24 protein-coding genes are annotated in these 25,485 nt (G+C 36.6%); 1 reads left to right on the top strand and 23 read right to left on the bottom strand.

The window, feature by feature from the left end:
• Positions 1 to 176: 176 nt before the first annotated feature.
• Positions 177 to 1,331: an MFS transporter gene (locus tag ACM6HU_RS26550; RefSeq protein ID WP_016113124.1), complete on the top strand. Its 1,155-nt coding sequence runs from the start codon at positions 177 to 179 to the stop codon at positions 1,329 to 1,331.
• A 34-nt stretch (positions 1,332 to 1,365) separates the two neighbouring features.
• Here the strand turns inward: ACM6HU_RS26550 and ACM6HU_RS26555 are convergent, their stop codons facing one another.
• The 23 genes from ACM6HU_RS26555 to ACM6HU_RS26665 form a co-directional block, all read right to left on the bottom strand.
• Positions 1,366 to 2,205, bottom strand: a complete 840-nt coding sequence (locus ACM6HU_RS26555) for an N-acetylmuramoyl-L-alanine amidase (protein ID WP_016113123.1) — start codon at positions 2,203 to 2,205, stop codon at positions 1,366 to 1,368.
• A 508-nt stretch (positions 2,206 to 2,713) separates the two neighbouring features.
• Positions 2,714 to 5,113 (bottom strand): immune inhibitor A, encoded by a 2,400-nt coding sequence (locus ACM6HU_RS26560; protein WP_016113122.1) that lies wholly within the window; start codon positions 5,111 to 5,113, stop codon positions 2,714 to 2,716.
• Between the two features lie 428 nt (positions 5,114 to 5,541).
• Positions 5,542 to 6,189, bottom strand: a complete 648-nt coding sequence (gene fsa, locus ACM6HU_RS26565) for a fructose-6-phosphate aldolase (RefSeq protein ID WP_016113121.1) — start codon at positions 6,187 to 6,189, stop codon at positions 5,542 to 5,544.
• Positions 6,190 to 6,224: 35 nt separating this feature from the next.
• Positions 6,225 to 7,148 (bottom strand): ribose ABC transporter substrate-binding protein RbsB, encoded by a 924-nt coding sequence (rbsB, locus tag ACM6HU_RS26570; RefSeq protein ID WP_016113120.1) that lies wholly within the window; start codon positions 7,146 to 7,148, stop codon positions 6,225 to 6,227.
• A 14-nt stretch (positions 7,149 to 7,162) separates the two neighbouring features.
• Entirely contained in the window at positions 7,163 to 8,098 is a 936-nt protein-coding gene (locus ACM6HU_RS26575) for an ABC transporter permease subunit (RefSeq protein WP_016113119.1), read from the bottom strand.
• Between the two features lie 3 nt (positions 8,099 to 8,101).
• Complete coding sequence (locus ACM6HU_RS26580; RefSeq protein WP_016113118.1) at positions 8,102 to 9,586, bottom strand: sugar ABC transporter ATP-binding protein; 1,485 nt, start codon at positions 9,584 to 9,586, stop codon at positions 8,102 to 8,104.
• A gap of 18 nt (positions 9,587 to 9,604) precedes the next feature.
• Entirely contained in the window at positions 9,605 to 10,000 is a 396-nt protein-coding gene (gene rbsD, locus ACM6HU_RS26585) for a D-ribose pyranase (protein WP_016113117.1), read from the bottom strand.
• Positions 9,997 to 10,893 (bottom strand): ribokinase, encoded by an 897-nt coding sequence (gene rbsK / locus ACM6HU_RS26590; RefSeq protein WP_016113116.1) that lies wholly within the window; start codon positions 10,891 to 10,893, stop codon positions 9,997 to 9,999. Before rbsK ends, rbsD begins: the two co-directional genes overlap by 4 nt.
• Positions 10,894 to 10,906: 13 nt before the next feature.
• A complete protein-coding gene (locus tag ACM6HU_RS26595) occupies positions 10,907 to 11,878 on the bottom strand; it encodes a LacI family DNA-binding transcriptional regulator (RefSeq protein WP_016113115.1) in 972 nt (323 codons plus the stop codon).
• 142 nt (positions 11,879 to 12,020) lie between these two features.
• Positions 12,021 to 13,640 (bottom strand): MDR family MFS transporter, encoded by a 1,620-nt coding sequence (locus ACM6HU_RS26600; protein ID WP_016113114.1) that lies wholly within the window; start codon positions 13,638 to 13,640, stop codon positions 12,021 to 12,023.
• A gap of 19 nt (positions 13,641 to 13,659) precedes the next feature.
• Positions 13,660 to 14,118, bottom strand: coding sequence for a MarR family winged helix-turn-helix transcriptional regulator (locus tag ACM6HU_RS26605; RefSeq protein ID WP_016113113.1), 459 nt, complete (start codon positions 14,116 to 14,118; stop codon positions 13,660 to 13,662).
• 432 nt (positions 14,119 to 14,550) lie between these two features.
• A complete protein-coding gene (locus ACM6HU_RS26610; RefSeq protein WP_016113112.1) occupies positions 14,551 to 14,658 on the bottom strand; it encodes a DUF4027 family protein in 108 nt (35 codons plus the stop codon).
• Between the two features lie 145 nt (positions 14,659 to 14,803).
• Entirely contained in the window at positions 14,804 to 15,226 is a 423-nt protein-coding gene (locus ACM6HU_RS26615; protein WP_016113111.1) for a universal stress protein, read from the bottom strand.
• Positions 15,227 to 15,307: 81 nt separating this feature from the next.
• Positions 15,308 to 16,750 carry a SulP family inorganic anion transporter gene (locus ACM6HU_RS26620; RefSeq protein ID WP_016113110.1) on the bottom strand — a complete coding sequence of 481 codons (1,443 nt, stop codon included), beginning with the start codon at positions 16,748 to 16,750 and terminating at the stop codon, positions 15,308 to 15,310.
• 153 nt (positions 16,751 to 16,903) lie between these two features.
• Positions 16,904 to 17,458 (bottom strand): hypothetical protein, encoded by a 555-nt coding sequence (locus ACM6HU_RS26625; RefSeq protein WP_016113109.1) that lies wholly within the window; start codon positions 17,456 to 17,458, stop codon positions 16,904 to 16,906.
• Positions 17,459 to 17,618: 160 nt separating this feature from the next.
• The gene (locus ACM6HU_RS26630; protein ID WP_016113108.1) at positions 17,619 to 17,999 is read right to left on the bottom strand and encodes an OsmC family protein; all 381 of its coding nucleotides are present in this window, start codon (positions 17,997 to 17,999) and stop codon (positions 17,619 to 17,621) included.
• A complete protein-coding gene (locus ACM6HU_RS26635; RefSeq protein ID WP_016113107.1) occupies positions 17,977 to 19,401 on the bottom strand; it encodes an amino acid permease in 1,425 nt (474 codons plus the stop codon). Before ACM6HU_RS26635 ends, ACM6HU_RS26630 begins: the two co-directional genes overlap by 23 nt.
• Positions 19,402 to 19,635: 234 nt before the next feature.
• Positions 19,636 to 20,280, bottom strand: a complete 645-nt coding sequence (locus tag ACM6HU_RS26640) for an amino acid ABC transporter permease (RefSeq protein WP_016113106.1) — start codon at positions 20,278 to 20,280, stop codon at positions 19,636 to 19,638.
• A complete protein-coding gene (locus ACM6HU_RS26645; RefSeq protein WP_016113105.1) occupies positions 20,281 to 20,937 on the bottom strand; it encodes an amino acid ABC transporter permease in 657 nt (218 codons plus the stop codon).
• A 66-nt stretch (positions 20,938 to 21,003) separates the two neighbouring features.
• On the bottom strand, positions 21,004 to 21,810 hold the full coding sequence (locus ACM6HU_RS26650; protein WP_414848529.1) for a glutamate ABC transporter substrate-binding protein: 807 nt from the start codon (positions 21,808 to 21,810) through the stop codon (positions 21,004 to 21,006).
• 12 nt (positions 21,811 to 21,822) lie between these two features.
• Positions 21,823 to 22,551: an amino acid ABC transporter ATP-binding protein gene (locus ACM6HU_RS26655; RefSeq protein WP_016113103.1), complete on the bottom strand. Its 729-nt coding sequence runs from the start codon at positions 22,549 to 22,551 to the stop codon at positions 21,823 to 21,825.
• A 169-nt stretch (positions 22,552 to 22,720) separates the two neighbouring features.
• Positions 22,721 to 24,181 carry an alanine/glycine:cation symporter family protein gene (locus ACM6HU_RS26660; protein WP_016113102.1) on the bottom strand — a complete coding sequence of 487 codons (1,461 nt, stop codon included), beginning with the start codon at positions 24,179 to 24,181 and terminating at the stop codon, positions 22,721 to 22,723.
• A 164-nt stretch (positions 24,182 to 24,345) separates the two neighbouring features.
• Positions 24,346 to 25,317: a phosphotransferase enzyme family protein gene (locus tag ACM6HU_RS26665; protein ID WP_016113101.1), complete on the bottom strand. Its 972-nt coding sequence runs from the start codon at positions 25,315 to 25,317 to the stop codon at positions 24,346 to 24,348.
• Between the last annotated feature and the right edge of the window lie 168 nt (positions 25,318 to 25,485).

The raw sequence follows: 25,485 nt of genomic DNA on the forward strand, positions 1-25,485 counted from the left end.
TCTATTATAGTACTTCTATCCATATTTTTCAAAACCCCAATCTGAATTCCACTAAATTTTAACAAAAAAAGTTCATTTTTTTGTCACTTTGTACTTTTTTCCACATCTGTTAATTCAATTTCATTGCAGGTGAAATTCGCATTATGCCATAATAGCATAGGAGAGGTGAACATCGCTTGAAATATTTCATTTATTTTATTGTTATCGTAGCGTTTTTAGATACATTTTCACAATTACCTATTATGAGTACTTACGCGCAAAGTCTTGGGGGAACTCCTCTTATTATTGGTCTTGTTGTAGGGATGTACTCGTTTTCCAATATGATCGGCAATATTATCGCAGGTGCATCTGTTGATAAATTTGGAGCAAAGAAAGTACTCTATATGAGTATGGGAATTACGAGTTTCATAGTATTATTGTATACCGTTGTTCAAAGCGGGGAACAATTACTTATCGTTCGCTTTTTACACGGATTTAGTGATGGTTTCTTAATCCCTGCAGCCTTTACTTTCCTATCTAAACAAACGAAATCTACAAAACAAGGAAAAGCAATGGCACTATCTGGTGCTGCTGTCGGAACAGCGGCTATCGTTGGTCCTGCCTTCAGTGGAATTATGAAAGCAACCGCAGGTGTAGAGTGGGTCTTTGTTACGATTTCTATCTTAATGGTACTCGGTACTATCGTAGCCCTTGTCTTGTTACCAACCAATGTGACTAGAAAAGATACATCACGGACGCAAATGATGAACAAAGAAGATATGGTAGGATTACTAAAATCCGAACCATTATTACAAGCATATATTGGTGCTTTTACATTAATGTTTTCACAAGGAATCGTCACATATATGTTACCGGTAAAAGTAGAAGCACTAGCACTCAAAGCATCTACAACAGGCATGATGCTAAGTGTATTTGGAATCACTGCCATCCTTTTCTTCTTACTACCAACAAATCGTATTTACGATCGCTTTGACCGTTCAAAAATGATGCTGATCGGTATTGCGGTCATGGCACTTGCCTTATCATTACTTGGCATATTTACAACAAAAAGTATGCTCTTTGTTGTGATGATGATTTACGGAATTGGATTCGCCATCCTCTTCCCATCTATTAATGCTTTACTCGTTGAAAATACAACTGAAGATAAACGAGGGAAGGCATTCGGATTATTTTACGCATTCTTCTCATTAGGCGTCGTCGCAGGCTCTTTTACAGTGGGGGCAATCGGTGCATCACCGAGCGTAAGCTTTGTAATTGGAACTGCATTCTTACTCACATTTGCTGGAATGATTTATTTCAGGGGAAAAATAAAAGAGACAATGATGAATTAACTCATCATTGTCCCTTTTTTTAATCAACTATTTACTATAAAGCCTCAACATATAAAGGATTAGCAGTTATATAGTTTCCTGATTTTAGCTTGTACATTTTTGAACCATTTACAGTTAACGTTTCCACAACAGTGAATACATCACCTTTTTTCACAGTACCAGCCTTTGCATTCCAATCAGGTTGATTATAATAATATAATTCTTCTACTTTTACACGAATTAAGGATGTTTTTCTCTGTAATCCAAATGCCTTTACTAAACCATTTACATGCCCTCTTGCAAGTTGCTCTCTAAATGTTGCATTACCTAATTTTTGGGCATCTTCTGCTCGATCAATAAACCCATTTTCAGTTAATACTGCTGGCATATTCGTTTCTCTTAACACATGGAAATTATTCGTTTTAACTCCTCTATCAGCAAGGTTAGTTGTTTTCATAATTTCTTGATGAATTACCTTTTGGTAAGTCGTAGTTGGTGCTCCTGCATTTGGATAACTATAATCTTCATAACCAGTGCCACCACCACTATTAATATGTACAGATAAGAAAAAGTCTGCTCCCCAATTATTTGCATCAGTTGTTCGCTGTGTTAGCGTAGGATATACATCACTCGTACGACTCATTCTAATTTCATGCCCTGTATATTCTGCATTTAAAATGTTACGAATACGTGTTGCAATATCTAATGTTAAGTCTTTTTCTCGTAAACCATTTCCAATCGCTCCTGTATCCGTTCCACCATGACCTGGATCAAGATAAATCTTAACTGTCTCCGCACTTGCATGTGCAGTTGGTATAGCAAAATACATACATGCTACACATAATAAAACAATACTACTTTTCACAAAAGCTGATAATTTTTTCAATGCTGTCAATTACTGTACTCTCCCTTTATATATAAATTTACAAATATCTCCTACACTCCAAGTCTATTAGACTCTACATTCCCTTCCTAAAAAAGGTTTTCAATTAAACTACTAAACTATCACTATTCTAAATAATCCTTTTGAATTTTACTCAAAATAAGAAACAAAATCAATATATAATTTTGTTTTTTATAGATAATTATTTTTTAAGATTAAAAATTAGTAAAACCTTAATCAGCCCTCATCAATCGGGCTTTTATGGGCAGTTGATCCCCAAAACTCCCTTCTTTGTTTCTCTCTGAACTTTGAGGTGGGAGTCTTACTGCCCGTTAATGCGGTATAAATATCGACTATACTTCGACAATTTCCCTGGAAATATTTCTTTTCCCTACACCATTTGATAGACTGTATATAGGTAAACAATGTATTACACAAAATAAAATAATAGCTTAATGTATAAATAAAAAAGTACGTTCTTTCTACGAAGAACGTACTTTTTTATTTTATTACTAATCTATTAACGACGAATCCAAATAGCTCCTGCCGACTTATCATCTGCTTGCCCAACAACTTGGAATTTCAGCCCTAATTGCGGTACTTTTCGTCCCGCATCAGGAATTTGAGTGTTACTGTATACTTTAGAATCATCAAATGTTGCAACACCTGGTAAGCCTGGGTAATTAAATTGTCCACGTGTAAATGAATTTACGTTCCACGCCGGTGTTTGATCAAGTGAAAATGCAGCATCTGCAATTTGCAACCCTGTATTACCGTATACTGGTTTTCCATTTAAATTTCCAACAACTGCTTCTGGGTGAGAATCAACAACACCAAGGAAGCCTTCACCAGGATGCCTGCCAACCCAGTTATCTTTAAAACTATCATCTGCATACCAAACAACAAGACCAGTATTATATACTGGACCTCTCCCTGCTTTTAACCCTTCATCTGAGCCAGCATAGTTTCTCCACTCTAAATAATAATAATGTGGTTTCTTTTCTGTTCCATCAGAAACGACAAAACCATTTAACTTCATTTTCGCTTGTCCTTCTGCATCATCTGAAAATACCACTTTTCCATCGACTGTTACATTCACATTATCCATTGCAAATCCTTTATATGTTAAAGCAGGATCTGTAATATAATCAAATTGCAATTTCACTTTCTTCCCTTTAAATTGACTTAAATCATATGATTTATCAATCCATTTTCCTTCTGTCGTATCTTGGTCACCTTTTACCACTTTATCGCCTAGTTTATCGATTAATGTTTTTGTTCCATCTTCTGTCACCGCATGCACTTCAATAAAATCACATTCTGCTTCAAGTTCATAGTTTGCTTTATAATCAAATTTCGCATTAGCTGCCTTCGTTAAATCAAACAATGGTGTTTCTAATGTTGTATGCATATCATCGCCTCTTGTACTGTAGTATGCATGCTTGCCAAATCCAGTTTTAATTGTTTCAACACTTTTCTCAGGTAAATTTACACGTACAAGACCTGGACGATTGGATTTTGTAACACTTTGATCAATATATGTAGGGAAACCTACTCCACGTTTTATTTTATCGTAATCTACTTCTACAATTTCCGCCCAGTTTCCACCCATATTTTTTTGTAAGAAATCTTTATTTTGCGGTGAAAAACTTGTTGGTTCTGTCCCTGCGATTCTTCCTGTCCAGCTACCACCACTCATTAATGACCATGCTTCCACAGGTGATCCAGCTCCAGTATAGTTCGTATCATATTCATCTGGTAAACCAAGATCATGACCAAATTCATGAGCGAATACGCCAACTGCACCATCCTCAGGCTCAATTGTGTAATCATGTGCAGCAACTTTTCCATCCCAATATGAAACTTTTGACTTTGTCCCTTCAATTGCAACTGGATCTTGTGCTAATTTAGAACGATGTGACCAGATTGCATCATCACCTAATTTACCGCCACCAGCTTCTTGACCAACCCCAGCATGAATGACCATTAAATGATCAATTACGCCGTCTGGTTCATTTTGATTTCCATCACCATTTGTATCATAACGATCAAACTGGTCAAATTGAGATAAATCTAATCCTTTCTCTGCTGCTGCTTTTAAGGCTTCTTTCACAAGGTCACGTGCCCCTTTAGGTCCTTTATTATCATGGCCAGTCTTACCATCTGCTCCGTAATCTGCCGCTTTCCCAGGAACCGTTAACCATTCTGTTACATAACCATCTGTCGTATAACTACCACCAGACTGCTCTTCATAATATTGTTTAAATGTTTTTACTTTTGAACCATCGAATAACGTGAATGGTTCATTACCGAATAACATTTTTTGATAATGCTCTCTACTAAAATCGTTCGCATACATATAACCAGGGCTTTGTTCAATATTATTATGTTTATAATCACTAAACTCTACAAGTAGTACAAGTACTTTATCTGTACGAACAGCTCCGTTATATGGAGCCTGCCTTGCTGGAGAAGTTGGTACTTTTCCATTTAACTGTTTTTTATTTTGTGAAGGCGTTTGCTCTGAACTAGCATTTTCTACAGACTTCTTCACTTTTTCCTTTTCTTCCATCTTTTTTTCTTTTACTTTTTTTACAAAATCAGATGCTTCTTTAACAGGATCACCCGGAAGAATTTCTTTATTTGGCTGATCACCCTTCTTTTTTTCAATATATTTCTCTACAGCCTTTTGTGTCTCTTCTTTTGATGCTGATCGATCAATCGTTCCACGTTCTTTTAAAGCTTCAGCCAAACGTTCTTCTTGAATTAAATTGTTATCAATTGGAGTTGTTGAAATACTTCCTTCTGACTGAGATGTTGTTTCCGCATAAGCCGATGATGTACCAAGTACAAATGTGCAACCAAGCATTGTCGTGATTGCCAAAGATGAAAACACTTTAAACGGTTTTTTTCTTTTCATTACTATTTCCTCCCTTATTAATTGTAACAAGACTTAAAATTTAGATAATTAATAATATGAAATGCACAATATATATAAGTTCTATAATATAGATCTATCCCCCCTTCTATATACATAAAAAAGACATAGTTCTATAATCATGGAATAGTGATTATCCCCTTATAGAATCATGCCCTCCAGTTCTCTGGTCAGACCCTGTGTTGACTACTTACCTCGTGTCGAAAAAACTCACAAAAAAGAGTTATTTATTATATATTAAATAACTTAGATAGAAAATTCAAAAGACAATATGCACAATTGCATGAAAATTCTTTTATTCATTATTTTACAAACAAAAAAACTACCAAGGTTAACGTAATGCTAACCTTGGTAGTTTTTGTTTCCCCCTCATAAACGGGGACCAATCCTTCACAGATGGAAGTTTTACTTTATTTCCCTTGTGTTTTCTCCCAATCAGCTAAGAACTTCTCAATTCCTTGATCTGTTAACGGATGTTTCACTAATGCTCCAATTACATTTGCCGGAATTGTTGCGATGTGTGCACCGTTTAACGCTGCGTCTGTTACGTGAACGCTATGGCGTACAGATGCTGCAATAATTTCTGTTTTAATGTCATGAATTACAAAGATATCAGCGATTTGGCGAATTAAGTCCAAACCATTATGACCGATATCATCTAAACGACCTAAGAATGGAGATACGTACGTTGCGCCAGCACGTGCTGCAAGCAATGCTTGTACCGCAGAGAATACTAACGTAACGTTTGTACGAATTCCTAAATCAGAGAATGCTTTTACTGCTTTTAAGCCCTCTTTTGTCATTGGTACTTTTACAACAACGTTTGGAGCAATTTTTGCTAATTCTTTTCCTTCTTCAATCATTTTATCTGCTTCTAAACTAATTACTTCTGCACTTACAGGTCCTTCTACAACGCTGCAAATTTCACGAATACGTTCATGGAAATCTACGCCTTCTTTTGCTACAAGTGATGGATTTGTTGTTACACCTGCTAATACGCCTAAATCATTTGCCTCTTTAATTTCATCAATGTTTGCTGTATCAATAAAAAATTTCATTTGTTTTTCTTCCTTCCTAAATGTAAGTTTATATTTTATTTTTTCTTAATAAGCTCTAATTCAATCGGAATGAATTTTTCCACTTTTTTACCTTGGTTCACTTGTCTTGCTGTTTCCATCGCTTTCTCTCCGATTAATTCTGGTTTTTGCGCAACAGTTGCTGTCATACGTCCGTCATTAACCGCTTTCACAGCATCATCTGTGGCATCAAATCCAACAACAACCACATCTGTTTTCCCAGCAGATTTTAATGCTTCAAGTGCCCCTAATGCCATTTCATCGTTATGAGCAAATACTGCTTTTATATCGCTATTTGCTTGTAAAATATTTTCCATAACTGATAATCCTTTGGCACGATCGAAGTCTGCGGCTTGCTTCGCAACAACTTTTAGCCCCTTATCGGCAACTTTATGGAATCCTTTCCCACGCTCGCGAGCAGCGGATGATCCAGGAATCCCTTCTAACTCAGCAACATTTGCACCTTCACCAACAAGTTCACGAATGTAGTCACCGGCCATACTTCCGCCTTCTACATTATTTGACGCAATGTGTGAAACAACTTTTCCTGAGTTTGCAACGCGGTCTACTGTAATAACAGGGATATTTGCTGCATTAGCTGCACTTACTGCTGAAGCAACTGCATCTGAATCTGTTGGGTTAATGACAACTACATCAACGCCTTTTTGAATTAAGTCTTCAACATCATTCGTTTGCTTCGCTGCATCATTTTGTGCATCAACAGCAATTAACTCAATGCCACTATCTTTCGCCTTCTTTTCTGCCCCTTTTTTCAACGTGACGAAAAATGGATTGTTTAAAGTGGAGACAGAAAATCCAACTTTAATAGTTTTACTTCGACCTTTATCGCTAGAATCCTTTGCCCATTCTGGTGGTTCCATTGAACAACCAGCAGTGATTATCACTATGAGTGCAACGAGTACAAGTAACCATTTTTTCATGAATTGTCCCTCCATTATGCTTCTTTTCGACGATCAATTAATACAGCAAGTAAGATCACAAGTCCTTTTACAACTTGTTGGAAGAAAGAAGATACGCCTAATAAATTTAGACCGTTATTTAGTACACCGATAATCAGTACACCAATGAATGTGCCGACAATCCAACCTCTTCCACCAGAAAGACTTGTTCCTCCTAATACAACTGCAGCAATTGCATCTAATTCATAAGCAGAACCAGCAGTTGGCTGGGCAGAATCTAAACGTGATGTTAACACGATACCTGCAAGCGCTGCCAAAATTCCGGAAAGACCATAAATCATTACTTTTATTCTTGTTACATTAATACCTGATAATGCCGCTGCTTCTTCATTTCCACCAATTGCAAAGGTCCGACGACCAAACGTCGTTTTCTTTAAAATAAAGTACAATGCAGCAAAAGCCATCATCATCGTTACAGCCGGTACAGGAATACCAAGGAAGTAACCACGACCGAACATTTGAAACATTAAGTGATCACCAAGGCCAGTGATCGGACGTCCGTCCATATAAACAAGCGTCAGCCCACGAAAAATGGTCATTGTTGCTAATGTCGCAATAAATGGTGCCACTTTTCCCTTCGCAATGATGACACCGTTTATAATTCCCATTACAAGACCAGCCAATAATCCAACCGCCATTGCAAGGAACGGATCCACACCACTTGCCATCATTCCAGCAACAAGTGCACTTGATAATGCTAAGATAGAACCTACCGATAAGTCAATACCCCCAGTTAAAATAACGAAGGTCATTCCAAATGCAATGAGTGCATTAATAGATACTTGGCGTAAAATATTAAATAAATTTGGTATTTCAATAAATGCTGGATTTAATGCTGTAATAACTACAATAATCAGTACCAATCCAATTAAAGAACCTAGCTGCTGCAATATATTCCCCTTTTTAGCCATAACTTACTCTCCCCCTGTAGCTAATGCCATAATGGACTCCTGTGTTGCTTTATCTTTCTCTAAAATACCGCCTACTTTTCCTTCATGAATAACAAGGACACGATCGCTCATTCCTAAAACTTCTGGAAGTTCGGATGAAACCATAATAACTGCATCCCCCTGCTTTGTAAGCTTGTTCATAATAGAGTAAATTTCTTTTTTTGCTCCAACATCAACACCCCGTGTTGGTTCATCTAAAATTAACAGCTGCGGATGGATTCCTAGCCATTTTGCAATAACAATCTTTTGTTGATTTCCACCAGAAAGTGATTTGACGGCTTGTTCACCATTTGCCGCTTTTACATTGAGAAGCTTCATCATATCCTCTGTGAACTGTGCTTCTACTCCTTTATCCATCACACTACCTTTTGAGAGACTCTCTAGATTTGGCAATGCTAAATTTTCACGAATAGAAAAATCTAAGACAAGCCCTTCTGATTTTCGATCTTCTGTAATAAAGGCAATTCGTTGCCGTATTGCATCAATTGGGCTATCAATTTTCACTTCTTGCCCATTCATAAATATTTGGCCCGAATCTAACGGTTCATGTCCAAATATCGCCTTCATAATATCAGTACGGCCAGCTCCCATTAATCCAGCGACACCGAGAATTTCACCTTTTCTCACTTGAAACGAAATATTTTTAAACTTTCCTTTTTTCGTTCCGTTACGCATTTCAAAAATAACTTCACCGATCTTCGCATCGCGCTCCGGATAGCGCTCACCGATGCTGCGACCAACCATCATACTCACTACTTCATCAAATGATGTTTCTGGAATTAACCTCGTTCCAACATATTCCCCATCACGTAAAATCGTAATAGCATCACAAATAGAAAAGATTTCTTCCATGCGATGTGAAATGTAGACGAACGATACGCCTTCTTTACGTAATTTATTAATAACCGTAAAAAGTGTTTCAATTTCGCGGTCCGTTAAGGCTGCTGTCGGCTCGTCCATAATAATAACGCTCGCATTTGTCATTAAGGCCTTACCAATTTCAATAATTTGCTGCTGTCCAACTGATAATTCCCCAGCAAGCATAGCCCCTTTTACGTGAAGCCCAAGACTTGCTAATTGTTGCTGCGCTAACCCATTCATTTGCCGTGTACGTAAAATGCCTGTTTTGCCGTACATCAACTCTTTCCCAAGAAACATATTTTCAGCAACTGTTAAGTTCGGTAATATGTTCAGCTCTTGATGAATAAAAGCAATTCCGTATTCCTCAGCTTCTTTTGCGTTTTTAAATGTCCGGTCTTGCCCATCAATCGTGACTTGACCACTATCTTTCGTATATACACCCGTTAAAATTTTCATGAGCGTTGATTTTCCCGCTCCATTTTCCCCCATCAGTGCATGGACTTCTCCTGTTTCAATACTAAACTGTGCGTTTTTCAAAACAGGATTACCATTGAACGCTTTTGAAATATTTTGCATTTCAATACGCATTCTCATCACATCCCTTTATTAAAAAATCACGCCTGCATGTAAAATAACATTCGCATATGGCGTTGCTTCTCCCGTACGAATAACTACCTTGGCTTGTTTTGTACGTTCTTTAAACTGTTCATGTGATACATATTCAAAAGCAGCTTCTTTTAAACGTGCTTCGACTTCTCTGTTTACTTCTGCATTATTGATCGTAATCTCTCCTGCTAATGTTAGTTTTTCAACTGCCATGTCGTCTATCACAACTTGTAATACCTCTAGAAACGATGGTTTTCCAAGTTCTACCGCTAAATCAATTCGCTTTACACCATCTGGAATAGGTAAACCACAATCAGCAATCACAATTGTATCCGTATGTCCAAGGGAAGCAAGTACCGCAGCAATTTCACTATTTAATACACCATGCTTCTTCATCCAACAATCACCTGCACTTCTCTTACCTTTTCTCTTGTTGGCATACCACCTTGTGCCCCTAGCTTTGTTACAGAAAGACCGCCGGCAATGTTTGCAAAGCGGATTGCTTTTTGTAATGTCTCACCTTCGGAAAGCGCAACCGCTAATGCACCGTTAAAAGTATCACCTGCTCCGGTTGTATCCACTACTTCAACATCAATACTTGGTACATGAACAATCTCTGTACCATTATGGAAACGAACACCTTTCCCACCTTCTGTCATCAGTAATTTATTTGGATATTTCGCAAGTAACTCTTCAATTGGTGACGTAAAATCATCTAATACAATGCGGCATTCATGTTCATTCGGTGTAATATACGTCGCCTTTTCTAAAATATCTACTGGCAATACTTGTGCCGGAGCTGGATTTAACATAACCGGAATTTTGTGTTCTTCACAAATATCAAGAACGTATTCCACTGTTTCTAGCGGAATTTCAAGCTGAAGGACAACCATATCAGCTTTTACAAGAAGATCTTTCGCACGATCAACAATTTGTTCATTCACAAGACGATTTGCTCCTTGTACAACGACAATACTGTTGTCTTCTTCCGCTAAAACAATATGAGCAATTCCTGTCGTTCCATCTGTAACCGGTACCACACAGTCGATAAAAATACGTTCATTCTCTAAATTTTTTCTAACTAGCTTACCATAATCATCATTTCCTACAGCACCTACCATTGCCACATTTGCACCTAATCTAGCTGCGGCAACAGCTTGGTTTGCTCCTTTGCCTCCAGGCACTGTATGAAACGCTTCTCCAATCACTGTTTCTCCTGCTTTTGGTCGCTTTTTTGAAACAGCGACTAAATCCATTGAAATACTGCCGACTACTGCAATGTTTGGCATATATCTCATCTCCTTACTTCGTTGTATTTCGTTCTATAATTTCAATCGGTAAACGATAATGTTCGGTTTCTAATTGATTTCCTTCCATTTGCTCTAGCAATAATTCTGTTGCAATTCGTCCCATTTCATAAATAGGTTGTGCAACTGTTGTAAGAGATGGATACATCATTTCTGTTAAAGAAATACCATCAAATCCAATAATTTGTAAATCATCTGGAATGGAAATTCCTTTTTGTAATGCCGCTTTCACTACCCCAATGGCAATCAAATCATTTCCAGCTACAATGCCATCGATATGCGGATACTCTTCTAACAATTCCATTGCCACACGTTCGCTATCTGCTGGATCAAACGTACTTTCTGCAATCATATAAGAAAGCCCATATTGCGTAATAACATCTATAAAACCTTCAAAACGCTCATTTGCTGTACTCACATCGCGCGGTCCACGAATATGCGCAATATGTTGACACCCTTTTTCTAACAGTAACTTTGTTGCTTCTTGACTTCCCGCATAGTTATCTGCATATACCGTCGGAATACGTTCATTAAACATGCGGTCAATTGCCACAACTGGCACAGACAAGTTCATGTAATTCATACTATTTTGTGGGTTCGTAGCCACAATAAACCCATCAACATTATTTTGTCTGAGCACATCAATATATTGTTTCTCTTTCTCTAAACTTTCATCAGAATTACAAAGTACAACTGTGTATCCTTGCTTATGTGCTACATCCTCTACGGCACGTGCAACTTCTGGAAAGAATGGATTCACGATATTTGGAACAACCAAACCAATTAAGCGAGATTTTTTATTATATAAAGAACGTGCTACTGTACTAGGCTTATAATCCAACAGTTCAATTGCTCGTTCCACTTTTTTTAATGTATCTTCGTGAACATATCCGTTCTTATTTAACACCCTGGAAACGGTCGCAACAGATACTCCCGCTAATTTCGCAACATCTTTAATCGTACTCATTCTCTTCCCTCTCCATTTCATGTAACCGTTTACAGAAAATAATATAACTCATTTACAAAAATACGTCAATCATTTCTAACTAAAAAAGCTTACATGTTATACTCATAATAAAAAAGCATCGCTATATAGCGATGCTTTTTTATTATGAGTACGATACGTTTGTATCCTTTTCCTCTTCTGCTACAGCAGGCTCTTCTGCACCTTTTTTACGATCAGACAGTTTAATCTTCTGTAAGAAAATCGTAAATACAGCACCTACTACAATAAACACTAATCCTGTTAAGAATACAGTATGAAGTGAATCCACTAAAGAATTTTTCAAAATTGGTACGATGCTGTTAGAGAATGCTTCTGGCATTTGTTTTAATGCTTCTGGACTAAAGAGCATAGAATATAAACCTTGTGGGTCCGTATGAATCATATCTTTAAACTTCGTTACCATTTGTCCCGCTTCTTGTGGGAACGTATCCAATACAGGTACTAATTTGTTTGTTAATGTTGTACCTGAAGTATTATTCATAATAGAACCTAAAATCGTAATCCCAAATGTACCACCGATTTGACGGAAGAATTGACTAGATGATGTAACAACGCCAAGGTCTTTTTTCGGGAAGCTTTCTTGCAATGCTAATGTTAAAGTTGGCATAACAAGACCCATTCCTAAACCGATAACCATCATATAAGAAGTTGCGAGAAGCTTACTTGTATGCATATCCATTGTCGTTAGTAGCCAAAATCCACCGGCCATAATGAGCATACCTGTAATAATTTGTGGTTTCACACCAACCTTTAATACAAGCTGACCACCAATAATACTCATCACAATCATCGTAATCATCATTGGTGTCATAATTGTTCCAGATTCAGCCGCACTTACCCCAACAATTCCTTGCATAAAGAATGGTACGAACATAATTGCCCCAAACATTCCAATACTCATAAAAAAGCCGATTGCATTTAATAATGTAAATGTACGGTTTTTAAAGAAATGCATTGGTAAAATTGGTTCTTCCGCCTTTGTTTCAACAATGATGAAGCTTACTATACCAATGATAGCAAGTGCAAATAATCCAATGATTTGCCAAGAATCCCAAGCATAGTCTTTCCCGCCAAACGTTAATGCAAGTAATAAACTCACAACACCGAGAATCATCGTGAAAATACCAGCAAGATCAATTTTAATTGGACCTGTTTGTTTATGTCCTTTTAATCCCATTGCAATAAAGATTGTCGCCAAAATACCGACTGGTAAGTTGATATAGAATACCCATCTCCAGTTGACAGCATCCACAATCCAACCGCCCACTTGCGGTCCAATTACGGAAGCAAGACCATATAACGCTCCAAAGATCCCTTGCCATTTCGCACGTTCTTTACCTGTAAACATATCCCCGATAATAATCATCGCCATTGGCATCATAATACCGCCACCAAGACCTTGAATACCACGGAAAATAATTAACTCAGTCATACCGTTCGCCATACCGCAAAGTGCTGAACCAACCATAAAAATGATTAACCCTGTAATATATACGTTACGACGTCCTAATAAATCCGCTAACTTACCTGCAATTGGTACAACTGTCGTTGAGGTTAGCATATATGCTGTTGTTAACCATGTCATTAAGCTTAATCCGCCTAGTTCTCCAACAATACGAGGCATTGCTGTACCGACAATTGTTCCGTCTAATGCAGCAAATAACATCGCGATTACTAAACCGATTAACAACAGCTTTCTATTCTGATTTTCTTGTTGTTCCATGTAATCTCCTCAATTCTATTTAGTTTGTCTCTTTTTTCTCAGATTCCCCGCAAATAATTGCTTCTAACTTTTCAAATAAACGTAATAAATCTTCTCTCTCTTGTAATTCTAACTGTGAGAAATATTTTGCAATATGCTCATTACGAGCAGACATTGCCTCGTTTACTACATCTTTCCCCTTCTTCGTCAGCTCAATTACAACAACACGGCGATCCTCTTTGTCATGGTAGCGCAGTACCAACTCTTGATCGATTAACCGATCAATCATCACTGTAATTGCACTTGGTTTCACATACATTTTCTTTGCCAATTTTGTTGCTCTTGATGCACCGTAATGGTCTAAAATTTTTAAAATATAAAACTGCGGTGGTGTAAGTCCTGATGCTTGCATTTGTTCTAGTAGCTCCGTTTGCATTTTCTTTCCTATAGAGAATGTTAAAGCCTGAATTCTATCAATGTGAGTCATATCATTTGGCATGTTATCCACCTCTTATTTAAACAATGAAATATTTAACGTATTTAAATATTAAACCCTATAATTAATTCCGTCAACAATTATATTTCACGAAAACGTTTACATTTTTATCATAAAGTTGTATAATTTATGACGACATTAATAGTGAATGTCACGGAGAGTTAGCGTATACGGCTATGGAACATAGAAAGAGTGCCTTTCTGTATTTCATGGTCTTTTTTATTTTCCATGATATAAAATGTTTTCAATAAAACTTCTATAAAGATAAAATAAAATTTTACTTAGTGGGAACAAAAACTGAAGTAAAGAAATAAAATAGCTCCTAGCATTCAGATATATGCTAAGAGCTATTTTTTATTTATGTCTAGTGATATTGTCTTGCCAACTATAACAATCATTTCCCTTCTATTTACAACATTACCTTTATTAAAACATCTACTGAAACATTTTCACAGCAACAGCCAACAGCACCGAACTAGCAAATCCACCTAAACAAATCAAACTTACGCTCTGACTATATGATAAGTTTTGAAATCCTTTCATTTCTTTCTTCCTCCCATTCATTCCCTTTGATGATTTTATTGTATCAATGGAAGAAATTCTATAACATCGATTTTCCTAACAACTGTCTTACAATAATGTAAGGTTCCTTCCTCATCAAAAAAACAGACAGCATTTCTGCTGTCTGTTACTTTACGATCATCACCGGACATTTCACTCGTTTTGCTATTTTATGACTTACACTTCCAAGCACCATTTCTTGCAATGTATTTAATCCTCTGCTCCCCACTATAACAAGATCAATGTCTCCTGTATTTACATATTGCACAAGTGTATTTCCTGGATCACCATGCAAAATCGTAATCTTATAGGAGACCTCTTCTTGCTGTAATAAAGCTTCAATTTCTTTTAATCTATCTTTTCGACTAGCTGAGATTGTCTCTATATCTGTTTGTCCGTGTATAATATCTGATTTTGCCGTTCTATTGTCTACAACATATACAACTTCAACGTTTACTTCCTTACTAAATTTAGCAATATATGCGGTATGTTTTGCTGCACGTATTGCATGTTCTGACCCATCACATGCTAGTATAATTTGCTTGTACATATGCTGAAGCCCCTTTCATCATCATACTCGTATTATAATACAAAAAGAACCCTTTCGGTCCTCAGAAAAGGTGCTTCCTATTTAACGAACAGCTTGTTTCGCCAATTTTGTAACAAGCTCTGAACTACACTCATTTAATCCCGTTATCTTTACTTTTACACCATTTCGCTCATACTTCATCACAACTTTATCAACTGCGCCTACAGCTGAATCATCCCATACATGTGCATGTGTGAAGTTAATTTCTATTTCCTTTACATCTTCTTTAAACTGAAATGCATTTATGAATTCTGTAGTAGATGCAAAAAAGAGTTGTCCATGAATGGCATATACTTTTTTCTCACCAACATAAGAATGTTTCACGTGAATCTTTGCCATGTTGAATGCAAATAAAACCGCACTTATTACTGTACCAATCATAACACCAAGAGCTAGATTATGTGTAACAAGAACAATTGCAACTGTTACAATCATAACAAATGCATCGCCTTTCGGAACTTTATGAAGAGTAAATACAGAGTTCCAATCAAATGTCCCGATAGCAACCATAATCATAACTGCAACTAATGCTGCCATTGGGATATTGACAACATAGTCACCGAGAACGAAGAGCAATACAATTAAAAATCCACCTGCTACAAATGTTGATAAGCGACCACGACCACCGGATTTCATATTAATAATAGATTGTCCAATCATTGCACACCCTGCCATTCCACCAAAGAAACCAGCAACAATATTGGAAATTCCTTGTCCACGCGCCTCTTTATGCTTATTGCTAGGTGTATCTGTCATATCATCTAAAAGAGATACTGTTAATAGTGATTCTAGTAAACCTATAACAGCTAACATAATCGAATACGGTAAAATAATAGCTAATGTTTCTAATGTAAATGGCACATCTGGAATACTGAAAAACGGTAATTCAGTTGGTAAACTTCCCATATCACCAACTGTACGTAATTGAAAACCGCCTAGCAGCGCAATACTTGTCACGACAATAATAGCAATAAGTGTAGAAGGCACTGCTGTTGTAATACGTGGAAATAGATAAATGATTGCGAGTCCTAATGCTACTAACGCATACATCTGCCAGTTTGCACCTTGAAAGTGTGGCAATTGTGCTGTAAAAACTAAAATTCCTAACGAATTTACAAATCCACTCATAACAGAACGCGGAACAAATTTCATAAATGAACTTAGCTTTAACACTCCAAAGATAATTTGAACAACACCGGTTAAAATTGTTGTAGCAAACAAATACTGCAAGCCATAATCTTTTACAATTGTCACCATTAACAATGCCATCGCCCCTGTTGCAGCAGAAATCATTCCCGGCCTTCCGCCAACAAATGCAATTGTCACAGCAATACAAAAAGCAGCGTATAATCCAACCATTGGATCTACCCCTGCAATAACCGAAAAAGCAATTGCTTCAGGAATTAAAGCTAATGCGACGACAATACCTGATAACACATCCCCCTTCACATTGGAAAACCATTCAGTTTTTATAGTTTGTAACAAGATAACACTCCTCTACTTTTCTTATTTTTTGATTTTCTCCGTAAGAAAATCGGGCCGATTGCACGAGTGCTATTATATAACGAATGTCAGATTTTTTTCTATGAAAAACTTTCCCAAATACAAAAGACGCTGCATCATGCAACGTCTTTTCTCTTAATGTCCACCGTGTCCCCCACCACTTTCTTGAACAATCTCTAACTTCTCGTCAAGTATTCCTTGCGTTTCAAACGAGATATTCTCTGTATTTCCTAATAGGAAACCGTGGTTATATGGCCCGAGCGTTGGATCATCTTTAAATTTTGGTTGAATCGTAGCTAATAAATCATATACTGGCTGTGAAAACGGCGCTCCAGCAATTGCTAAATCGAGAGTTTCTGTTGAAACAAATGATACGCCGTGCCCTAGTTGGTTCTCTTTGTGAGTCGCTGGCCATATTGTTTGTGATGTTAATATTGCCATTTGAACGGTATCATTCGTATTTAACCTTGTTATATTTTTTAAACTTGTTGTTAATAAATCATTAGATGCTCCTGCATTCATTCCTTTCTGTGCCATCGCTCCATGATCCATCTTCATATCTTTCTGGTGCTCACTCTTCCTTTCTTTTGTATCTTCATTCTTTTTTTGTTCCGTACTCGCTTGCCCACACGCCGCAAGTCCAAGTGCAGCAACTATTGTCATACTCAAAAATTGAGCTGCTTTTTTCACTATACCGCCTCCATATTCGTCACGTTTAAGCCTATATACTTTACCGAAAAGTGAAGTAAATCAAGGTTCTTGCTTTACTATGTCATTGCCAATCAGTATGTGAAAAAGCTTAAGAGAATTTCTCTTAAGCTTTTTCGCACATTATTTTCTCTACAAAAGTTTATTCACCAATTAACTCAATTGTTTCCGTAATTTTTATACTATCCTTCACAGATTGAACAATCGTACAATTCTTCACCGCAAGCTCTAACGCTTTTTCTAACTGTACCTGTGTAATTCCTTCTGCTTTTATTTTATAGTGCAAATGAAGGCTTTCTACCGGCCTCGGTAAAACTTCGCTTCTTCCAATTTCAGTTTCAATTGTAAACGTATCGTATGTAATACGCTTCTTTTCTAAAATTGTCCGAAATACAATTGCACTGCACCCTGCAATAGAGGAAACGAATAACTCTAACGGTGTATATCCACTTTCTTTTCCAATAGACAATTGACCATGTGAAAGTTCTGCCTCCATATCATCATGCTTGATTGTTAGTTTCATACGTTGTTCCCAACTCCACTTTCGTAATTTGCTGCCGCTTCTTATTTATATAATAATACACGTAACAGAAAATGATAAATGGAATGCCGCAATATAGCGCCATACGCTGTTCTGGAATGAATGCTAAACTAATAACAACAATGCTGTTTGTAATTAACGCTAAAATAGGAACAATTGGATATAACGGTGTTCTATATTTTAAATCTTCTACTTTCCCGCCTTGCTTTACATACTGACTTCTAAATCGAAGTTGTGATAAAGCAATGATAATCCAACTTGCAACTGCAGATAAACCAGCAACAGATAATAAGTAAATATATACTGTATCCTCTGCCAAAAAGCTTGTTAGTAAAGATAATGCCGCTACTGCAATTGTAACTACTAATGCCGTAATCGGAATACCGCGTTTATTTACCTTTTTGAAGGAAGTTGGTGCCATTCCTTCATTTGCAAGTGACCATAGTATACGCGTCGCCGCATATAATCCTGAATTTGCTACAGATAATAACGCAGTGATAATAACGAAGTTCATAATATCTGCTGCATATGGAATACCGATCTTATCAAATACAACAACGAATGGGCTTTCAATAATCCCTGCATCTTTCCATGAAATTAAACCTACTAAAATCGTCATTGTTAAAATAAAGAACAACATAATGCGCCATACTGTATTACGAATTGCACGTGGGATTGTTTTTTCCGGTTCTTGACTCTCTCCTGCTGCAATCCCTATTAACTCTGTTCCTTGGAAGGAAAAATTAACTGTAATCATTGTAAGAAGCACAGCAGCCAGCCCATTCGGGAATAATCCACCATCGCTCACAAAGTTAGAAAAAAGAGGCGTTGCTTCTTTTCCGTCATACGGTAAAAAACCAAATAACGCACTACCACCAAGAACAACAAATGCAATAATTGTAATTACTTTAATACTTGAGAACCAAAATTCTAATTCAGCATAACTCTTTGCTGAGATAGCATTTGACATATATAAAATAACTCCAAATACAAGACACCATACCCAAACATCTACAGTTGGAAACCATCTTTTCATCATTAAGCCGATAGACGTTAACTCTAAACCAACTGTAACTGCCCATCCAAGCCAATAAAGCCATCCAATCATAAATCCTGTTCCTGGACCGATAAACTTTGTCGCATATTTTTGGAAAGAACCAGAAACCGGCATCGCCACCGTTAGCTCACCAAGGCAAAGCATTGTTAAATACATAATAAATCCACCGACTAAATAAGAAAGGATCGCTCCTCCTGGTCCTGCTTGGTTAATGGTATATCCTGATCCAAGAAAAAAACCTGTTCCGATTACACCTCCAAGTGCAATCATAAATAAATGTCTACTCTTCATCGTACGATGTAATTTCTCATTTGTTGTTTGCTGCATCGTAATCCTCCCCTACAACTACCCTCTATCTCTTTTTAAAATTTTCTGATAATAAAAATATACACGAAAGCGGTTACAATTTCTATATAAAATTAAAACTTTTCTGATAAAATATAATGTTTTTTCATCTACCTTACAATTACACTACTAAAAAAAACGAATATCTTCCAAATCCCAACTTTTAAACTATGTAAAAAACATAAAAAAACTCTCACATCTTATTTCATGTAAGAGTTAACGGCTTTCTAATTTCCTAGATACAAGTGATAAACTGTAGTTGACAACAAAATACATACAAGCAACAAGTAGTAATGTAGGAATCATATAGTTTACGTTTTGTCCATTAATAATTTGGGCATTATGCATGAGTTCTGGCAAGGAGATAACAACCGCTAGTGACGTATCTTTTAATAACGAGATAAATTGACTGACGAGCGGTGGTACCATTCGTCTCAATGCTTGCGGTAAAATAATATGCCAAAGTGCTTGTATATATGATAATCCAGACGCGCGCGCTGCTTCAATTTGTCCTTTTTCAATCGATAATAAACCACTGCGAACAATTTCTGATATCATCGCTGCTTCAAATATCGTTAAAGCAACAATTGCTGCCGTTGTAATCTCTAATTTCAGCCCAGCTTCTGGGAGTGCAAAATATGTAAAGAAGATGATTAAAAGCAGTGGTAAATTTCGAATAATTTCAACGATAAAAGCTAGTAACTGTGATACGACTGGTATTTTTGCATATCGTAAAGTTCCCACTATACTACCAATAATAAAACTAAGTAAAATCGCTACAACAGCTATTTCTAATGTAACAAGTAGCCCTTTTAATAAAAATAAAATATGATCGCCTGTATAAGCACCTCGAAAATCCATTTACACCGCTCCTTTCGCTAAGCGTTTCTCAAAATAACGCACAAGCATACTAAGCGGTACAGTCAATAGTAAATAAAACATACCAACAAATATATATACATCAAATGTAACAAATGTTCTTGTTGAAATCAAATCCCCTTGATACATCAAATCTGCTCCAGCAATAATGCCAAGGATAGATGAGTTCTTTACTAAATTGAGAAATTGATTACCTAATGGCGGAATTACTATTTTAATAGCTTGTGGTAAAACGATATAATACATCGCTTGCACGTACGTTAAGCCAGAAGAACGTGCTGCTTCCATCTGTCCTTTCGGAACTGACAAGATTCCAGCTCGAATTGCTTCTGCAATAAATGCGGCTGTATAGATTGTAAGTGCAGCCGTACCAGCAATAAAACCATTTAATGTAACACCCATTACCGGAAAAGCAAAATAAAATATAAACGCAATTAAAACAAGTGGAATATTTCGAATGAATTCTACATAAGCTGCGCCAAACCAATTCAAAACTCGAATGGGTGCAATTCGCATCACTGCCATAATCGTACCAAGAATGAAACTCCCAATCAGTGCAACAATGCTGGACATCACTGTATATTTAAATCCTTCTAGATACAAATCAAGATTGTTTGTAAGAATAGAAAAATCAGGCAAATGCTCCCCCCTCTTTCTTTACAAGAAGAGGATGAGTATCTCTCATCCTCTTACTCTTTCTATACTTTACTTCTCTGGCTTTTCACCAATCCATTTTTCATATAATTTATCATATTCTCCATTTGCTTTCATCTCTTTTAACAAATCATTAATTACCTTTGTTAAATCTGTTGCTCCTTTTTGAACAGCAATTCCATACGGTTCATCCGTGAAAATTTTTCCAACAACTTGATAATTTGTATCTTGTTTTGCCATACCGTATAAAATCGCATTATCTGTTGTAAGGACATCACCTTTCCCTGCTTTTAATGCTGTAAATGCTTCACTATAATTTTCAAATTCTAGCACCTTTGCTTCTGGTGATTTTTTACGAATATTTTGGGTAGAAGTTGATCCCTTTACCGCCAATACTGTCACACCGCTTTTCACATCATCAATACTCTTGATTTTGCTCCCTTTTTTCACAAGTAACGACTGTCCTGCTTTAAAATATACATCTGAAAAATCAACTTCTTTTTTACGATCTTCTGTAATTGTCATCGTTGCGATAATCGTATCAATATCGCCGTTTTTCAACATTGGAATACGTGTTTTAGACGTCACTTCTTTTAATTCTACTTTACTCTCGTCCCCTAGAATTTTTTTCGCAAGCGCTTTGGCTATGTCAACATCAAACCCTTCTACCTTCCCTGTTGCAGGGTCTTTCAATCCAAATAAGTTTGTATCATTCTTAACTCCGACTACTAATTTCCCACGCTTTTTAATTTGATCTACCACTTTTCCGCCCGAAGTTTCCTTCCCGCAACCTGCTACGATCAGAGTAAATAAACATGAAAATACAATTAAAACGAACAGTTTCTTCATCTTAAACATAAAACCCCTCCTCTAATGGTTTAACACTCGACTTAAAAATAATCGTGCTCTTTCTTGCTCTGGGTTTGCAAAGAAGTTCACTGGCTTTGTATCTTCAATGATTTGTCCTTCATCCATGAATATAATACGATCTGCTACTTCACGTGCAAATCCCATTTCATGTGTCACGACAACCATCGTCATCCCTTCCTTTGCTAAGGTTTTCATAACATCGAGCACTTCACCAATCATTTCTGGATCAAGTGCAGAAGTTGGCTCATCGAATAACATAATTTCTGGTTTCATTGCTAATCCCCTTGCGATTGCTACCCGTTGCTGTTGTCCTCCAGATAGTTGCTGCGGATACACATTCGCTTTCTCTGGAATCCCTACTTTTCCCAAATAATACATTGCTGTTTTTTCCGCTTCTTCTTTTGAGATATTATTTACTTTTATCGGTGCAAGTGTAATATTTTGGAGCACTGTTTTGTGTGGATATAAATAAAAATGCTGAAATACCATTCCAATATTTCGGCGTAATTGATTCATATCTGTTTTCCGATTATGTACTTCCACATCTTGTACGACTAATTCTCCTTCTGTAATTGTTTCCAATTGGTTAATGCAGCGGAGCAATGTACTTTTTCCAGACCCTGATGGTCCAACAATTACAACTACTTCACCTTTTTGAACTTGTAAATTAATATTTTTTAAGACTTGAAAGCTACCATAAAACTTATTTACATTACGAAAGGCAATCAATTCTCTTCCTCCTTTCTTCTCTATTTCTACCGTATTTTAACTTGGGGCGATTATTTATAAAGTGAAATTTCTCTGCTTCAAATTTTATTCGGCCATGCAGATAGAAATTCCCATTATTTGAACAATAACGAGCAGATATACTGTCCGTTATTGTTCTACAAGTACCTTATTATGACACTTCTTCTTTCTTATCTTTTCCGTATTCATGCTCCCAAAAATCAGCATTTTTGATTCCTAGCTCCTTTGGATCAAATACAGGATCTTTCCCTTCTTTTTTCTGCTTTTCATAGTCTTTCAGTGCTAGCAGTGCCGGTTTTTGTAAAAGTAAGATTGCAATGATATTGACCCATGCCATAATCCCTACACCGATATCACCAAGAGCCCAAGCAGTTGCTGCTGTTTTGACACATCCGTAAAATACAACGCCTAAGAAAACAATTTTTAAAACAATTGACATCCATGGACGATCTTTATCACGATTTAAATAAGTAATATTCGTTTCTGCAATGTAGTAATACGCCATAATTGTTGTAAAAGCAAAGAATAATAGGGAAATTGCAACGAAACCGTTTCCAAATCCAGGGAATACAGATTCAACTGCTGCCTGTGTGTACCCTGGTCCTGGTTCTGCACCATTCAATTTATTTACAATGAAATTTTTTCCGCTTGCATCAAATACGTTATACATGCCTGTAATAATCATCATAAATGCTGTTGCTGAACAAACAAATAATGTATCAATGTAAACGGAAAATGCTTGCACAAGGCCTTGCTTTGCTGGATGAGATACTTCAGCAGCAGCAGCAGCATGTGGCCCAGTTCCTTGACCAGCTTCATTCGAATAAATACCACGTTTTACTCCCCAAGAAATTGCTAAACCGATAATTCCTCCAAAAGCAGCTTCTAATGCAAATGCACTTTTTATAATTAACATAAATGCTTCAGGCAACTTTTCAATATTCATAAACACAATTACGCAAGCAACAAGTATATATCCAACCGCCATAAATGGCACAACAACCTGTGCTACGTTAACAATACGCTTAACCCCACCAAAAATAATAAGTGCTAATACAACAACTAATACTGCTCCTGATACAGATGGATTAATACCAAAAGCTGTTTCCAAACTCAAAGCAATACTATTCGCTTGCACACCTGGGAGTAACATTCCTGTTGCAAGAATGGTCGCAGCGACAAACACGAGTGCATACCACTTAACCCCTAATCCCTTTTCAATATAGTAAGCCGGGCCACCGCGGAATTGGCCTTGATGCTTCGTCTTGTATATTTGAGCAAGTGTCGATTCCACATAAGCAGATCCTGCCCCTAAAAATGCTACAGCCCACATCCAAAAGACAGCTCCCGGACCACCAAATGCAACCGCTGTTGCTACACCAGCAATATTCCCTGTTCCAACGCGCCCAGATAAAGAAAGTGCTAACGCTTGGAAAGAAGAAACACCTGCTTCTGATTTTTCTCCTTGAAATGTAAGTCTCACCATTTCACCTACATGCCTAACTTGTAAAAATCTCGTTCGAATTGAAAAATATAAACCTACTCCTAAACATAGATAAACAAGTGCGGGACTCCATACAATATTATTTAGCCAAGTAACGAAAGCTTCCAATCTATTCCCCCTCCTTTTCATTTTATAAAGAATATTCAGAATATATGAAAATTATAAAGGTATCTAAAGTCTATGACAATATTATTTTGATAAAACAAACATATTTTTGTATAAAAAAACAAAGTATATATTCGAGTTATATACTTTGTTACGTTGCATGTGTATTATATATTCACAATTACTTCCTGCTTTATAATTCTTACATAAATGGCATCTGCTAGTTTTTGAAAATGTACTGGCATTTCTTTTCCTTTGAATTTTTTCTGAATCGTACCATACAAACCAATATCACGAAGTCGCAAAAATAGTGGTAGCGATTCATACCAACTTTCCTCTAATTGATGTTCTAACTCGTAACCTTTTCGTAGTACTTGCAGTTGTTTACGTGCAAACAATGTTTTCTCTTGTTCAGTCCATGCGGTTGAAAGAACGGAATAATAGATAACCATCGCCAAATCGTGAATAAAGTAATTATAAGTCGCGTCATCAAAATCAAAAATCGTTAACTCTTTCCCATCATAATGAAAATTCCCTTGATGAATATCACCATGCATAAGACCAAACGTTCTTTTTTCCATTGGAAGGGCCTTTATCTCTTCCATTAATATATAAGCTATATTTTGCACCTTTTCGTCATCTAGCTCATCAATAATTGCTTTTTCTTCTACTTCCCACGTATCTCGATATTCCGTTTTTGGATAATCAATTGTAAGACGATGAAGTTGACCAATCGCTTTTCCCCATGCCTCAAAAAGTTCGTTTTCCCAATAAATCGATGTATCTCCTTTTACTCGTTCTCCTTTAGCATATGCAAATAAAGAAGCGTAAAAGAAAGTTCCATCTACTGTTCGTATTCCTTCTACAAGTTTTCTAGATTCTGAATAATATGGTCCAGCAATCTTAGCCCCATGCTCTTTGAGATACTGTAAAAAGTCTAATTCTGCTTCCACTTGTTTTTCAGATCGATGAGAAGAATGCGTTAATCTTAATACGTAAGATACTCCACTTTCATCCTTTGCATGAAAAATATAATTTTCAAAATCACCAAGCGGATTTTCTTCAACTGTAACATTAAATCTTCTTGCAGCTTCTTCTAGAATTTTATTGGTAAAAACTCGTTCTACAGCTATTTCCATATGTAGCCCTCCTTTATGTATCTCTACATTTAATTCGCCATAAATATGGAAAATACTTCTATGAATATAATTAAAAAACTCTGCCGCTACCTAGAAATAGAATCTACATCTTTCAAAACAGTCCCTTCTTTCTTGTAGAAAATATATTTCCTCTATTATCCAACAAAA

The organism is Bacillus sp. IT-79MI2 (assembly GCF_949768135.1).
Taxonomy (GTDB): Bacteria; Bacillota; Bacilli; order Bacillales; family Bacillaceae_G; genus Bacillus_A; species Bacillus_A pseudomycoides.

Excerpts from the sequence above, each read along its gene's own strand:
- ACM6HU_RS26560 (WP_016113122.1), bottom strand. The coding sequence starts at position 5,113 with ATGAAAAGAAAAAAACCGTTTAAAGTGTTTTCATCTTTGGCAATCACG.
- fsa (WP_016113121.1), bottom strand. The coding sequence starts at position 6,189 with ATGAAATTTTTTATTGATACAGCAAACATTGATGAAATTAAAGAGGCA.
- rbsB (WP_016113120.1), bottom strand. The coding sequence starts at position 7,148 with ATGAAAAAATGGTTACTTGTACTCGTTGCACTCATAGTGATAATCACT.
- ACM6HU_RS26575 (WP_016113119.1), bottom strand. The coding sequence starts at position 8,098 with ATGGCTAAAAAGGGGAATATATTGCAGCAGCTAGGTTCTTTAATTGGA.
- ACM6HU_RS26580 (WP_016113118.1), bottom strand. The coding sequence starts at position 9,586 with ATGCGTATTGAAATGCAAAATATTTCAAAAGCGTTCAATGGTAATCCT.
- rbsD (WP_016113117.1), bottom strand. The coding sequence starts at position 10,000 with ATGAAGAAGCATGGTGTATTAAATAGTGAAATTGCTGCGGTACTTGCT.
- rbsK (WP_016113116.1), bottom strand. The coding sequence starts at position 10,893 with ATGCCAAACATTGCAGTAGTCGGCAGTATTTCAATGGATTTAGTCGCT.
- ACM6HU_RS26595 (WP_016113115.1), bottom strand. The coding sequence starts at position 11,878 with ATGAGTACGATTAAAGATGTTGCGAAATTAGCGGGAGTATCTGTTGCG.
- ACM6HU_RS26600 (WP_016113114.1), bottom strand. The coding sequence starts at position 13,640 with ATGGAACAACAAGAAAATCAGAATAGAAAGCTGTTGTTAATCGGTTTA.
- ACM6HU_RS26605 (WP_016113113.1), bottom strand. The coding sequence starts at position 14,118 with ATGCCAAATGATATGACTCACATTGATAGAATTCAGGCTTTAACATTC.
- ACM6HU_RS26610 (WP_016113112.1), bottom strand. The coding sequence starts at position 14,658 with ATGAAAGGATTTCAAAACTTATCATATAGTCAGAGCGTAAGTTTGATT.
- ACM6HU_RS26615 (WP_016113111.1), bottom strand. The coding sequence starts at position 15,226 with ATGTACAAGCAAATTATACTAGCATGTGATGGGTCAGAACATGCAATA.
- ACM6HU_RS26630 (WP_016113108.1), bottom strand. The coding sequence starts at position 17,999 with ATGAAACTAACAATCAAGCATGATGATATGGAGGCAGAACTTTCACAT.
- ACM6HU_RS26635 (WP_016113107.1), bottom strand. The coding sequence starts at position 19,401 with ATGCAGCAAACAACAAATGAGAAATTACATCGTACGATGAAGAGTAGA.
- ACM6HU_RS26640 (WP_016113106.1), bottom strand. The coding sequence starts at position 20,280 with ATGGATTTTCGAGGTGCTTATACAGGCGATCATATTTTATTTTTATTA.
- ACM6HU_RS26650 (WP_414848529.1), bottom strand. The coding sequence starts at position 21,810 with ATGTTTAAGATGAAGAAACTGTTCGTTTTAATTGTATTTTCATGTTTA.
- ACM6HU_RS26665 (WP_016113101.1), bottom strand. The coding sequence starts at position 25,317 with ATGGAAATAGCTGTAGAACGAGTTTTTACCAATAAAATTCTAGAAGAA.